This window comes from Paraburkholderia sp. A3BS-1L, from assembly GCF_051125215.1.
Taxonomy (GTDB): Bacteria; Pseudomonadota; Gammaproteobacteria; order Burkholderiales; family Burkholderiaceae; genus Paraburkholderia.
Genome location: NZ_CP120442.1, coordinates 2079397 through 2091491, shown reverse-complemented (window position 1 = coordinate 2091491; position 12095 = coordinate 2079397). Strand labels below are relative to the sequence as shown.

The window sequence follows — 12095 nt, the reverse complement described above, 5'->3', positions numbered from 1 at the left end:
CGCTGCGCCCACGCGCAGTCAGCGCAACTGCGCGAACGCGATGAAGAGCACCATCGCGCCGATCGTGCCGTCGAGCACGCGCCACGCCCCGGCGCGCCGGAACAGCGGCGCCAGCACGCGCGCACCGTAACCGAGGCCGATGAACCACACCGCGCTCACGCACATTGCGCCGATCGCGAACGCGAGACGGCTGCCTTGCGGCTCGCGCGCGCCGGCCGTGCCGATCAGCAAGAACGTGTCGAGATAGACGTGCGGGTTGAGCCAGGTGAACGCGAGCGTCATCAGGATGATCGGCCACGCGCGCTGCGCGGGCGCTTCCTGCGCGCCGGCTGCCTCCAGCACGGCATGGGTGGGCTTCATCGCGCGCCGCAGCGCGCCGATGCCGAACCATACGAGCCACGCGAGCCCCACATAAAGCACGAGATGCACGAAGGTGGGATAGCGCTCGACCAGCGCGGAAGCGCCGCCCACGCCCGCGCCGATCAGGATGAAATCGGACAGCGTGCACAGCAGCACGATCTTGCCGACGTGCGAGCGCAGGATGCCCTGACGCAGCACGAAGGCATTCTGCGCGCCGATGGTGACGATGAGCGAGGCGCACAGCGCCGCGCCGTGCGAAAAAGCGAGCCAGTTCATGATGGTTGCGCGGCCGGTGGCCGAAATGGGGCGCAAGGCGCAAGGTGACGAAGCACGTTGCGGCAGGCGCATGGACAGAGGAAGCATTCGGCGTTAGTCTGCGGCCGTGGCTTGCCTAAGCAAAGCTCATTTTCTTAAACTGGATTAAGGAACGTTAATGCTCGACTATGCGTTGCTCGATGCGCTCGCGGCCGTGGTCAGGCACGGCTCGTTCGATCGCGCGGCCGGCGCGCTCAACGTCACGCCTTCGGCGGTCTCGCAGCGCGTGAAGCTGCTGGAGGAGCGCGTGGGTACCGTGCTCGTGAAGCGCGGCCAGCCCTGCGTGGCCACGGCAGCGGGCGCGCTGCTGTGCCGTCACACCGAGCGCGTGCAACTGCTCGAGGCGGAACTGGGCGGCGGCATGCCCACGGTGGCCGGAGCGCTCGACGCATCGCGCCCCACCTTGCGCGTCGCGGTCAATGACGACAGCGTGGGCACCTGGTTCATCGACGCCGTGGCGGGCTTTTGTGTCGAGCGCGGCATCCTGCTCGATCTCGTGATCGACGACCAGGACCATACCGCGCAGCGCATGCGCGACGGCAGCGTGCAGGGCGCCGTGACGACCCAGGCCGAGCCCGTGCAGGGCTGCCGCTCGACGCGGCTTGGGCGCATGCGTTACCTCGCGGTCTGCTCGCCAGCGTTTTTCGAGCGCTATTTTTCCGCCGGCGTGGGACGCGAGGCGCTGCGCCGCGCGCCATGCGTGGAGTTCAATCCAAAGGACCAGCTGCAAAAGCGTTTCGTGCGGCGCATCACGCGTGCGCAGGTGGACGCGCCGCTGCACTGGATTCCGCACGTGGCGGGTTTTCTGCGCTGCTGCGTGAGCGGACTAGGGTGGGGCATGTGCCCGGAACGCATGATCGCGCCGTATCTCGCGCGCGGCGAACTCGTCGAGCTTACGCCGGGACGCACGCTCGACGTCGAGCTCTACTGGCAAAGCTGGCGTTTGTCGATCGGCTGGCTCGACGATTTCGGGGCCATGCTCAGGCACCGCGCGGCCGAGTTCCTCGATCAGGGGCGTGGGGCCTGATCCGCCAGTGAGCGCGGGCCGATTCGTTGTGCGCCCAACCATCGGCCCGGAATTGACGCTCAAATGCCGCGCTCATTGGATGGAATTTGAATTGCCGAATTCGACCGGAATCGCGGTTGCCGCTGTTGCTATTACCCGTGCCTTTGCGATTCGCCGCATAAGGACATGACAAAATCGCTAAAGCACAATTCATTTTCGATTAATGCATCATGAAATAGAGGTGAGTCTCGAATTTCCGTTCTCCGGGGATCCGCATGCTGTGTGCGACAATTCTCCGCGCAGCGCGGTTGTCCTGCCTGATGGGAAACCTCAATATGCCCATGTCATGAAATGGACATGCGTTTCATTGATCGCGCTGCAACGAGTGGCGTGACGGGACGCCACGCGCCGCCGCGCGGCAATAGACAGGAAGCCTGTTGAGGCCGATCCAGCACAGGAACGCTGCATGCGCCCGCAATAGTCTTGTCAATGCTTCGTCGATCCATGCCACCGACACGTATCGGTTATTTTTTCCTGACGCAAATGTTAAAGATCAACAAATCGGCAAAAAAGTTGCGGAAGTAAATGTAAAGAAACGAGTATTGCTGTCTTACAATTGCCGCTGAATGCCGATGGCTGCATTTGCCTGTGTCGGGATTAATGTGTGAATATTCAGTTTTTTCTGTGGCTTGCGAGAATCGCACGCTATAATCCGGACGTGGCAGAGTGCTTATTCGACCGGCATATTTGAATCGTTTCCACGTGCACGAGGTGCATTATGACGAAATTAGATACCGGCAGCGCATGGCAACAAACCATTGATCTTCTGTCCGCCGCCTCGGAGCCTTTGGGCCCGGACGGCGAGCCTGAATGCGTCAGGAGTTGCAAACCGGTACCCATCACGCGCAGCGCATCGGAAGCGGCCAATCGGCGCCGCGCGACCGTGCGTTCGTGGGATGCACAAGGCATTACCTTGATCCGGCGTCATGATCCGGAAAGCATCACCGTCTGCTGGAGCGACGCCACGTATGGGCGTTACTCCGACCAGTTGTGGCGGGTTTGCACCGCGCGTCGCAGCGCGGTGTGCGCGTTGACCGGCGAGAAAATCCGTCGCGGCGACGCAGTGTTCCGCCCCAGCCCCAACCGCCGCCATCGCCCGGCCAATGCCGACGCCATGATTCTTGCCAGCAAGCTGGACGCCTTTCCCAGCGGTGTCGTGGCTGCGCGTCTCGACGAGGCGCTTGCGGCGTAAGCGCTGCGTGGCGCGCGCCTGACCGCCGCATTGCGGTTACATAGCGGTTACATAGCGGTCACATAGCGGTTGCATCGTAGTCGCGTCTCAGTCGGGCCGGCCGCGCCCAGGTTGCAGCGGCAAATCCGCCGCTTGGGTCTGCCTGGGTCTGCTTACGACAGCCCGCATCGAACGTTCGATGCGGGCTGCGGGCGTCTAATCGCCTTCTCCGGCAGCGCCCAGCTTTCCTCCATCCGATGTCTCTTGCTCCGCTGGCCCGTTCGCGGCACGGGCCAGCAGGCTGGGTCTTCACCACACCGTCATGCGGTCTTGTCGCCGACGGTTTCCTCCTCTGACGCGTCGCGCGTCTCCGGCATCACGAACCACACCATCAGTACCGCTGCCGCGCCCGCCGAGGCGAGGCCGAGAAAGCTCACGGTATTGCCCAGATGGTCGGCGACGAACCCCGCGAGCGCGGTGGAGAGCGTGGCGCCAATGCCCGCCGATAACCCGAAGAGCCCGATGCACAGGTTGTAGCGCCCCTTGTCGCCGGCCACGTCGGCGGCGATGAGCGGCAGCATCACGCCGAACACGGCGGCCGAGATGCCGTCGAGCATCTGCACCGGCACGAGGAAGTACGGGTTGCCGACCGCGGCGAACAGCAGCGCGCGCAGCGGCAGGGCGCTGAAGCCGAGAATCAGCACCGGGCGGCGGCCCCAGTGCTGCGCGGTACGGCCCACCCACGGCGACATCAGCGCGACGATCGCTTGCGGCACGATGATGCACGCCGCAATCACGAGCTGCACGTTGTCGCCCATTCCGGCCGTCACTTCGCCCGCCGCAAGGTTCAGCATCGCGGCGTTCGAGAGGTGGAACAGCACCACGCAGGCCGCGAAGGTCAGCATGCGCTTGTCACGCAGCAGATCGAGGATGGTTTCGCGCGGCTCGCCCGGGAGTGCTGCGGTCGCGGCTTTCGCGGGTTTGTCGTCAGGGCGGCTTTTCAGCGGCTTGGGCGCGTGGGCGTGCTTGTCGTACTCGATCATGGCGAGCGCGACGAGCGCGGGCAGCGCGAGCGCCGCCGTGAGCCAGAACACCGCGCGTGGCGAGATGTATTCGCCGCACAGCCCCATCAGGCCCGCCGCGACCGCGCTGCCGATCGAGGCCCAGCGCGCGTTGCGCCCGAGCCGGTCGCCCAGGTTCTGCCGGCCCACCAGCGCGAGCGCGAGCGCCGCCATGGCAGGCACCAGCATGCAGCTCGCAAAGCCGTGGAACACCTCGGCGGCCATCACGGGCACGACGGTCGGGCTCAACGCGAGCAGCACCGCCGAGAGAATGATGGCGATGATCGCCCAGGCGGCGGCGGCCTTCTTGTTGCGCAGGGCGTCCACGGCCGCGCCGCCCGGCACCTGGCTCACCATGGCGCTGATCGTGCCCACCGAGAGCGCCAGGCCGATTTCGCCCTGGGTCCATTTGTGCGAGGCGAGGTAAGAGGCGATGAACGGGCCGAACCCGGTCTGCACGTTCGCGACGAAAAAGTTGAGCCAGTCGAGCGCGCGCACGCTTCGCAGACTGGGGGTGGGATGCGTCGTGCCGGTCATTGGGCACCGCGCGCGGGAGCTGCAGGGGCGGCCGGCGCCGCTGCGGGACTGACGGCGCGAACCGGCAGATCGCTCGCATAGGCGGGCGAAGCGTCGATCTGCTGGTCGCTCATCTCGAGCAGGGCTTCGAGTGCGTTGTTCTTCGTGACGAAACGCAGGGCCGACCAGTCGGCGGCGATCGTGCGGCGCTTCTCCAGCGTGCCGCTCACGTCGAGCACGACCGCGAGCGGGTCGGCGCTGCCGCCGATCAGCACGTCCACCACGCGTCCCACCTTGGCGCCGTTGGCGCGCTCGACGTTGGCGTCGAGCATTGGCAGGCGCGTCGGGTTCGCCTCCGAGGTGCCGGGCTGCGGCGCGCCCGACTTGGGCCGGTCCGGCACCTGCAGCTGGGCGGGCGTGAGCGCGAGCGTGATGGCCGGCGTCTTCGCCGGCGTGTTGATGCGCACGGCGCTCCACGGGAAGTTGGCCTTGCGGTCGCCCACGCCCATGAAGCCTTGCAGGTTCACGACCAGTTCCTGCGGCTTGCCGCCGGGGCCGGCGACCATGTCCACGGCGCGGCCGACGACCTTGCCGTCGGGCTTGCGCACTTCGCTGTCGAGCAGCGTGCGGAAGGTGCCGCGCTCGAGGGTGCGGCTCTGCACGAGCGGGGCGGGCGGCGGGGCGGGGGGCGCGCTCGCGGGCGCGGGCGGCGGCGGCGTGGGCTTGGGCCGCCGCACGGGCGGGATGTGCGGTTTTCTGGGCGCGGGCTTTGCCTCGGCCGGCTGCGGAGCGCTTGCCGCTTCGGGCGCGGAGGCGGCTTCGGGTTCACTCGTGAGCCCCTCCGGCGCGCTCACGCCAATGGGCGCCTCGACGATGGGCGCGGGCGTCTGGTACGGGCTGAACAGGGTGCAGCCCGACAGTGCGGCTAAAGCAAACAGCGCAAGCAGGGCGAGGGCGTGCCGGGGGGACAGAACGGGACGTGCGAAACCGCCTCTCATCAACAGAAACTCCAGAGCGGCCGGCGCGTGGCGCGCGGCGAGGGGAAAACCGGGTCGGGATGCGTGAGAGTTTAACCCGCATGGGGTCCCATTCCGGCCGAAACTGCCGCTAATCTGCTGACAAAACCCGCGTCGCGGGGCCGTTCGGGCGCATTTCAGACGGGCGCGCGAGCGCATCGGAGTGTGGGCGGGGCCCTTGGCGGCCCGGGGTAAACACGAGGCCCGGCGGTGCTTCGCGCCCTGTGTACGGCGATATAAGCGTCGCGGCATGTCGTCAATGTGATTCGCGCGATGGGAGCATGGGACGGGTTCGCCTAATCTTCGAGCCTGTAAAAAGATGTCAAATAAATGAATGGGTATAGCGCGCTGCGAGGCGCGCCTGGCTGGCGTCGACACCACTAGTCAATCCAGACGAGACGAACCTGATGACGGATCCGCACCACATAACGCGGACCGTTTCAGCATGCTGATAAAGGAGGCCTCACCATGATGGAACCCCAGGCACAGCAGGTGGCCGAAATGGCTACCGCTGCGATCCGCAAGGGCGATACCGCCGACGCCGTTGGCTCGACCGGTTTCCTCGACCGTTACTTCGATATTTCCACGCGCGGCAGCTCGGTGCGCCAGGAAAGCGTCGCCGGCATCACCACGTTCCTTGCGATGGTGTATTCCGTGTTCGTCGTGCCGGGCATGCTCGGCAAGGCGGGCTTCGACACCAGCGCGGTGTTTGTCGCCGTATGTCTCACCACGGCGTTCGGCTCGCTGCTGATGGGCTTGTGGGCGCGTCTGCCGATCGCCATCGGCTGCGCGATCTCGCTCACCGCATTCACCGCGTTCGGCCTCGTGCTCGGCAAGGGCCTGAAGCCCGAAGTCGCGCTCGGCGCCGTGTTCCTGATGGGCCTCGTGTTCACCAGCATCTCGGTCACCGGCGTGCGCTCGTGGATCCTGCGCAACCTGCCGCACGGTATCGCGCACGGCACGGGCATCGGCATCGGCCTGTTCCTGCTGCTGATCGCCGCCAACGACGTGGGCCTCGTGATCAAGAACCCGGGCGCCGGCCTGCCGGTTTCGCTCGGTCCGGTCACCTCGCTGCCCGTGATCCTCTCGGTGGTCGGTCTCGCCGCGATCTTCGGCCTCGTGCGCCGCCGCGTGCCGGGCTCGATCCTGATCGTGATCGTCGCAATCTCGGCGCTCGGTCTTGCCATCGACCCGGCCGTGACGTTCCACGGCGTGTTCGCGTGGCCGTCGCTCTCGGCGCCGGGCCATGCCTCGCTGATCGGTGCCATGGACATCAAGGGCGCGCTCTCGCTCGCCGTGCTGCCGAGCGTGCTCGCACTCGTGATGACCGCCGTGTTCGACGCGACCGGCACGATCCGCGCCGTGGCGGGCCAGGCTGGCCAGCTCGACGCCAGCGGCCGCATCATCAACGGCGGCCGCGCACTCACGGCCGACTCGGTCAGCTCGATCTTCTCGGGCTTCTTCGGCGGCGCGCCGGCAGCGGCTTACATCGAATCGACGGTGGGCGTGGCAGCAGGCGCCAAGACTGGCATGGCCGCAGCCGTGGTGGGCGTGCTGTTCCTCGCGGTGATGTTCTTCGCGCCGCTCGCGGGCCTCGTGCCTTCCTACGCCACGGCGCCGGCGCTCATGTATGTGGGCCTGATGATGCTCTCGAGCGTCTCGCGCCTCGACATGGACGACATGGTGGATGCGATGTCGGGCCTCGTGTGCGCCGTGTTCATCGTGCTCACCGCCAACATCGTCACGGGCATCATGCTGGGCTTCGCGACGCTCGTGATCGGCCGCGTGGTGAGCGGCGAGTTCAAGAAGCTCAACGTCGGCACGGTGATCATCGCTGCTGTGCTCGTGGCGTTCTACCTGGGCGGCTGGGCTATCTGATGCGCGGCTAGCGCCCACATAGCCCGGTCTTCGGCAAGACGGACCCGAGGCGGCCCGTCCTGCCGGCTTCACGGCCCGCGTTCGCTTTGTGGCGGCGCGGGCCGTGCGGCATTCGGCGCGCGCAATTGTGCGCGCCCGGCGCGCCTTGGCGGCGTTCGCAAGCGCGGGCGCCTCCTCACTTCGGCAGCACGCTGTTGCCTCGTCGCTTGCCCGATTTGCCGGTCGATTTGCGCGCCGATTTGCGTGGCTTGGGCTCCACGCCCACGCGCGGGTCGCGCGCCAGCACGAGTTCGGTCAGGCGCTGCGCGGCGGTTTCGAATTCCGCATCGTCCTGCGTGACGTGCAGCCACTTGCCCAGCACCGGATGCGGCTGCAACGAAGGTATTTCGTCGATGAGCGCGGCGTGCCGATCGTGCGACGTGCAGACCAGCAGGCCGTTAAAGGGCTTTTCGCGGTCGGCGGCGATGAGGCAGAGCAGGCCATCCATATAGGCGGCGTCGGCGCCGAACATCTGCTTGTGCAGATAGCCGGGGTCACGCTCGAAGGCATCGAAGATCCAGAGCAGGGAATTGCGGATTTTGGACGGCATGGCGCAAAGGTCTCCGGATGGCTTGAGAAGGCGTGCCGGTGTAAAGATATCGAGGCACGACGCCGCGAAAACGCATTTTAAGGGCTGCGCGAATGCTGCCTTGACATCGGCGGCGCCCCTCCTATGCTTAACCGCATGGTTAAGCATGAAGACGACGCGTTGAACCGCATCTTCGCGGCACTGGCGGACCCCACGCGGCGCGCGCTGCTGGCGCGGCTCGCCCAGCAGGACGCGCTCTCGGTGAGCGCGCTCGCGCAGCCGTTCGCGATGTCGCTGCCCGCGGTGATGAAGCATCTGGATGTGCTCGCCGATGCGGGGCTCGTCCTGCGCGCGAAGACCGGGCGCACGGTGGCGTGCCGGCTCGCGGCGGGGCCGATGGAGGACGCGATGCAGTGGCTCGCGCACTACGAACGCTTCTGGAGCAGCGCACTCGATCGTCTCGCCGCTTTTGTGGAGGAGGAGGCATGTCCACCCAGCCCAGCCGTCCGGAGCACCGCGCGGAGCACGGCGCGGGAACAGCCAGCGCCGCCGCCCACGCCGGCCCCAGCCTCATTGTCAGGCGCCGCATCGACGCGAGCGTCGCGAAGGTCTACGCGGCATGGACGCAAGCCGCGCAACTGATGCGCTGGATGCATCCGCTCGACACGATCTGCCTGCATGCCGAGGCCGATGTGCGCGTGGGCGGACGTTTTCGCGTGATCATGCGCTCGCCCGGCGGCGAAGAATACGACGCGAGCGGCACGTATCTGGACGTCGTGCCCGAGGCGAAGCTCGTATTCACATGGGCATGGCGCAGCGAACCCGAGCGCGAATCGCGCGTGACGGTCGTGCTGCGCGCCGATGGCCCGACGACGGAGGTCATGCTGCGCCACGAACGCTTCCTCGACGAAGCCACGCGCGATGCGCATCGCGAAGGATGGTCGAGCGCGCTCGATCGTCTGGTGGAGCTGTTCGAATGACGGTATTCGGTTGAGCCGGTCACGGTCGGATCGACGTGAAGGCGCCCGCCAGGATGACGCGGCGCGCAACTGTTTCGGAGGACGAATAGATGGGATGGAGGCGCTAAAACGCTAGAGCGACATCTCGAAAGCGGGGCGCAGCAATACCTCGATGGCCATCACGATGAGGCCCATCGCGGCGGCCGCGAGGGTCAGCGTGCCATATTCGTCGTAGCGCGAGTCGTACAGACACGCAACCACGAAGAGGATGGCGAGCAGATTGGTCAGCCAGTAGAAGTTCAGCGCGAGAGGCATGGGGTTGCCGGAGTAAAAGACGCGACGGCGGATAGTGCGATTCGGGGCGATTCTATCGAACCGACCTTACGGATACGCAACAGCATGGTGGTCCTGGACACGCATTCAGGCGGCTTTTTAGGCCCGCTCAGCCGTGTTAGTCTCGGATCAATCTTGACTGCGGATCAATAATGAAAACATCGACCGACGAATTGCTCGTATTCGTCACGGTGATCGATGCGGGGTCGATCACCGCCGCCGCCGAAAAACTCGAGCAGACCGTCTCCGGCGTGAGCCGGGCGCTCACGCGGCTCGAAAAGCAGCTGGGCGTGGCGCTGCTCGTGCGCACCACGCGCCGCCTGCAATTGACCGAGGAGGGCGAGCTGTTTCTCGAACGCGCGCGCGCCATTCTCACGGCGATGGAGGACGCGGAAGAGGCCGTCTCGCGCCATCGCGAGCAGCCCTCGGGACGCTTGCGTGTGGATGCGGGCGCGCCTTTCATGCTCCATTGCATCGCGCCGCACATGGCCGCGTTTGCCCAACGCTATCCGCTGATCGAGCTCGAACTGACGAGCCATGAGCGCATCGCCGATCTGCACGAGCAGCGTGTCGATATTGCCATTCGCGTTGGCGCTTTCGAGGATGCCGCGCTGCACGCGCGCACGCTGGGCGCGAGCCGGCGTCATGTGGTGGCGAGCCCGGCCTATCTCGCGGCGCGCGGCACGCCGCGCACGCTCGCGCAATTGCGCGAGCACCGGCTGATCGGCTTCACGGCGCCCACGCAGGCGAACTGCTGGCCGCTTGGCGGGGCGTCGTCCGCGGCGCAGGCATCGCTGCTCGACGACATGCCAGCCACGCCCGGGGGCTTCGTGGCCCATCCGACGCTCGCGGCGTCGAGCGGCGAGACGATACGCCAGCTCGCGCTCGCTGGCGCGGGCGTCGCCTGCCTGTCCGATTTCATGACCGCCGGGGATCGCGCGGCCGGCCGCCTCGTGACCCTGCTCGACGACGTGCTCGTCGCCGAGCAACAGCCGATCCACGCTGTCTATGACCGCAGTGCGACGCTTGCCGCGCGCGTGCAGGGCTTCCTCGCATTTATCGGCGGCAGGCTGGAGGCGCTGGCCTGACGGGCACGCCTGCATCGCCGTGGCGATGCAGGCGCGAACTCATGGATTGTCCCAGGCCGGCGGGGGCTCGCGGAGGTTGTCTATACAGGCTCGCCAGGCTAGACTCCACGTCACTTGACTTGTATAGACAGGATTCGATCATGCTTCTTACGCCCGGCCATCTGACCCTCACGCAACTGCGCCAGATCGCGCGCGCAGCGGACAGCAGTAGCGTCCAGCTCCAGCTCGACCCCGCAAGCTTCGCGGCGATCGACGCGAGCGCGCGCACCGTTGCCGAGATCACGGCCAAGGGCGATCCCGCCTACGGCATCAACACGGGCTTCGGCCGCCTCGCCAGCACGCATATTCCGACCGATCAGCTCGAACTGCTGCAGCGCAATCTGGTGCTCTCGCACGCGGTGGGCGTGGGCGAGCCGATGTCGCTGCCGGTCGTGCGCCTCATGATTGCGCTGAAGCTGTCGAGCCTGGGTCGCGGTCACTCGGGCATCCGCCGCGAAGTGATGGAAACGCTCATCAAGCTGTTCAATGCGGACGTGCTGCCGGTGATCCCCGTGAAGGGCTCGGTGGGTGCTTCAGGCGACCTCGCGCCGCTTTCGCACATGTCGGCGGTGCTGCTGGGCGTGGGCGAAGTGTTCATCCGCGGCAAGCGCGCCAGCGCCGAAGCGGGTCTGGCCGCCGCCGGCCTCAAGCCGATAGCGCTGCAAGCGAAGGAAGGCCTCGCGCTGCTGAACGGCACGCAAGCCTCCACGGCGCTGGCGATCTACAACCTGTTCGCCATCGAAGACCTGTACCGCACCGCGCTGGTCTCGGGCGCGCTGTGCGTGGACGCGGCCGCCGGCTCGGTCAAGCCGTTCGACGCGCGCATTCACGAACTGCGTGGCCATCGCGGCCAGATCGAAGCGGCCTCGGCCTATCGCGCGCTGCTCGACGGCTCGGCGATCAATCTCTCGCACCGCGATTGCAGCAAGGTCCAGGACCCGTACTCGCTGCGCTGCCAGCCGCAGGTGATGGGCGCGTGCCTCGACCAGATGCGCCACGCCGCGCAAGTGCTGCTGATCGAAGCCAATGCGGTCTCGGACAACCCGCTGATCTTCCCGGACACCAAGGAAGTCATCTCGGGCGGCAACTTCCACGCGGAGCCGGTGGCGTTCGCAGCCGACAATCTCGCGCTGGCCGCCGCCGAAATCGGCGCGCTCGCCGAGCGCCGCATCGCGCTGCTGATCGACGCGACGCTCTCGGGCCTGCCGCCGTTCCTCGTGAAGGACGGCGGCGTGAACTCGGGCTTCATGATCGCGCACGTGACGGCGGCGGCATTGGCTTCGGAGAACAAGACGCTCGCGCATCCGGCCTCGGTGGATTCGCTGCCGACTTCGGCGAACCAGGAAGACCACGTGTCGATGGCGACCTTCGCCGCGCGCAAGCTCGCCGACATCGCCGGCAACACGGCCAACATTCTCGCGATCGAGCTGCTGGCCGCGGCCCAGGGCGTGGACCTGCGCGCGCCGCATGCGACCAGCCCGGCGCTGCAGAAGGTGATGGCTGCGGTGCGCAAGGAAGTGCCGCATTACGACCTGGACCGCTACTTCGCACCCGATATCGCGGCCATGGCGGAACTCGTGCAGAACGGCGCCATCGCCGCGCACAGCCCGTTCGCGTTCGAGTCCGAAGCGCACTGAGCGTCGTATTGAAGGCAACGGCGAAGATGCGGCCGGTGGCGCGAAGCGCGCATGACGCGCCGTCGAATCCATCGGCCCCTTCGACCAG

Annotated in this window: 12 protein-coding genes; 7 read left to right on the top strand and 5 right to left on the bottom strand. The window is 66.7% G+C overall.

Annotated features, from left to right (window positions below):
• Positions 1–18: 18 nt before the first annotated feature.
• Positions 19–636 carry a LysE/ArgO family amino acid transporter gene (locus tag P5W99_RS09455; protein ID WP_421024273.1) on the bottom strand — a complete coding sequence of 206 codons (618 nt, stop codon included), beginning with the start codon at positions 634–636 and terminating at the stop codon, positions 19–21.
• A gap of 157 nt (positions 637–793) precedes the next feature.
• Between P5W99_RS09455 and P5W99_RS09450 the strand changes: the two genes are divergently transcribed.
• On the top strand, positions 794–1702 hold the full coding sequence (locus tag P5W99_RS09450) for a LysR family transcriptional regulator ArgP (RefSeq protein ID WP_421024272.1): 909 nt from the start codon (positions 794–796) through the stop codon (positions 1700–1702).
• A 757-nt stretch (positions 1703–2459) separates the two neighbouring features.
• Positions 2460–2933: a DUF3331 domain-containing protein gene (locus P5W99_RS09445; RefSeq protein WP_413188530.1), complete on the top strand. Its 474-nt coding sequence runs from the start codon at positions 2460–2462 to the stop codon at positions 2931–2933.
• Positions 2934–3232: 299 nt separating this feature from the next.
• Here P5W99_RS09445 and P5W99_RS09440 read toward each other — a convergent pair whose 3' ends face one another.
• Positions 3233–4510, bottom strand: a complete 1278-nt coding sequence (locus P5W99_RS09440) for an MFS transporter (RefSeq protein WP_421024271.1) — start codon at positions 4508–4510, stop codon at positions 3233–3235.
• Positions 4507–5487 (bottom strand): PRC-barrel domain containing protein, encoded by a 981-nt coding sequence (locus P5W99_RS09435; RefSeq protein WP_434660363.1) that lies wholly within the window; start codon positions 5485–5487, stop codon positions 4507–4509. Before P5W99_RS09435 ends, P5W99_RS09440 begins: the two co-directional genes overlap by 4 nt.
• Positions 5488–6006: 519 nt before the next feature.
• Here P5W99_RS09435 and P5W99_RS09430 point away from each other — a divergent pair.
• Entirely contained in the window at positions 6007–7383 is a 1377-nt protein-coding gene (locus P5W99_RS09430) for an NCS2 family permease (RefSeq protein ID WP_421025232.1), read from the top strand.
• A 175-nt stretch (positions 7384–7558) separates the two neighbouring features.
• Here the strand turns inward: P5W99_RS09430 and P5W99_RS09425 are convergent, their stop codons facing one another.
• Complete coding sequence (locus P5W99_RS09425; RefSeq protein ID WP_421024269.1) at positions 7559–7972, bottom strand: hypothetical protein; 414 nt, start codon at positions 7970–7972, stop codon at positions 7559–7561.
• A 123-nt stretch (positions 7973–8095) separates the two neighbouring features.
• Between P5W99_RS09425 and P5W99_RS09420 the strand changes: the two genes are divergently transcribed.
• A complete protein-coding gene (locus tag P5W99_RS09420; protein WP_434660361.1) occupies positions 8096–8593 on the top strand; it encodes an ArsR/SmtB family transcription factor in 498 nt (165 codons plus the stop codon).
• On the top strand, positions 8524–8931 hold the full coding sequence (locus P5W99_RS09415; RefSeq protein ID WP_434662512.1) for an SRPBCC family protein: 408 nt from the start codon (positions 8524–8526) through the stop codon (positions 8929–8931). Before P5W99_RS09420 ends, P5W99_RS09415 begins: the two co-directional genes overlap by 70 nt.
• 111 nt (positions 8932–9042) lie before the next feature.
• On the opposite strand, the gene P5W99_RS09410 is transcribed toward P5W99_RS09415, so the two are convergent.
• Positions 9043–9225 carry a hypothetical protein gene (locus tag P5W99_RS09410; protein WP_028221745.1) on the bottom strand — a complete coding sequence of 61 codons (183 nt, stop codon included), beginning with the start codon at positions 9223–9225 and terminating at the stop codon, positions 9043–9045.
• A gap of 170 nt (positions 9226–9395) precedes the next feature.
• On the opposite strand from P5W99_RS09410, the gene P5W99_RS09405 reads away from it, so the two are divergent.
• The gene (locus P5W99_RS09405) at positions 9396–10331 is read left to right on the top strand and encodes a LysR substrate-binding domain-containing protein (protein WP_421024266.1); all 936 of its coding nucleotides are present in this window, start codon (positions 9396–9398) and stop codon (positions 10329–10331) included.
• Positions 10332–10471: 140 nt separating this feature from the next.
• Positions 10472–12007, top strand: coding sequence for a histidine ammonia-lyase (hutH, locus tag P5W99_RS09400; RefSeq protein WP_421024265.1), 1536 nt, complete (start codon positions 10472–10474; stop codon positions 12005–12007).
• The last annotated feature ends 88 nt before the right edge of the window (positions 12008–12095 follow it).

Bases quoted from the DNA above. Each gene is read 5' to 3' on its own strand.
- hutH (WP_421024265.1), top strand. From the start codon at position 10,472: ATGCTTCTTACGCCCGGCCATCTGACCCTCACGCAACTGCGCCAGATC.
- P5W99_RS09410 (WP_028221745.1), bottom strand. From the start codon at position 9,225: ATGCCTCTCGCGCTGAACTTCTACTGGCTGACCAATCTGCTCGCCATC.
- P5W99_RS09435 (WP_434660363.1), bottom strand. From the start codon at position 5,487: ATGAGAGGCGGTTTCGCACGTCCCGTTCTGTCCCCCCGGCACGCCCTC.
- P5W99_RS09450 (WP_421024272.1), top strand. From the start codon at position 794: ATGCTCGACTATGCGTTGCTCGATGCGCTCGCGGCCGTGGTCAGGCAC.
- P5W99_RS09405 (WP_421024266.1), top strand. From the start codon at position 9,396: ATGAAAACATCGACCGACGAATTGCTCGTATTCGTCACGGTGATCGAT.
- P5W99_RS09425 (WP_421024269.1), bottom strand. From the start codon at position 7,972: ATGCCGTCCAAAATCCGCAATTCCCTGCTCTGGATCTTCGATGCCTTC.
- P5W99_RS09440 (WP_421024271.1), bottom strand. From the start codon at position 4,510: ATGACCGGCACGACGCATCCCACCCCCAGTCTGCGAAGCGTGCGCGCG.
- P5W99_RS09455 (WP_421024273.1), bottom strand. From the start codon at position 636: ATGAACTGGCTCGCTTTTTCGCACGGCGCGGCGCTGTGCGCCTCGCTC.
- P5W99_RS09430 (WP_421025232.1), top strand. From the start codon at position 6,007: ATGGCTACCGCTGCGATCCGCAAGGGCGATACCGCCGACGCCGTTGGC.
- P5W99_RS09445 (WP_413188530.1), top strand. From the start codon at position 2,460: ATGACGAAATTAGATACCGGCAGCGCATGGCAACAAACCATTGATCTT.
- P5W99_RS09420 (WP_434660361.1), top strand. From the start codon at position 8,096: ATGCTTAACCGCATGGTTAAGCATGAAGACGACGCGTTGAACCGCATC.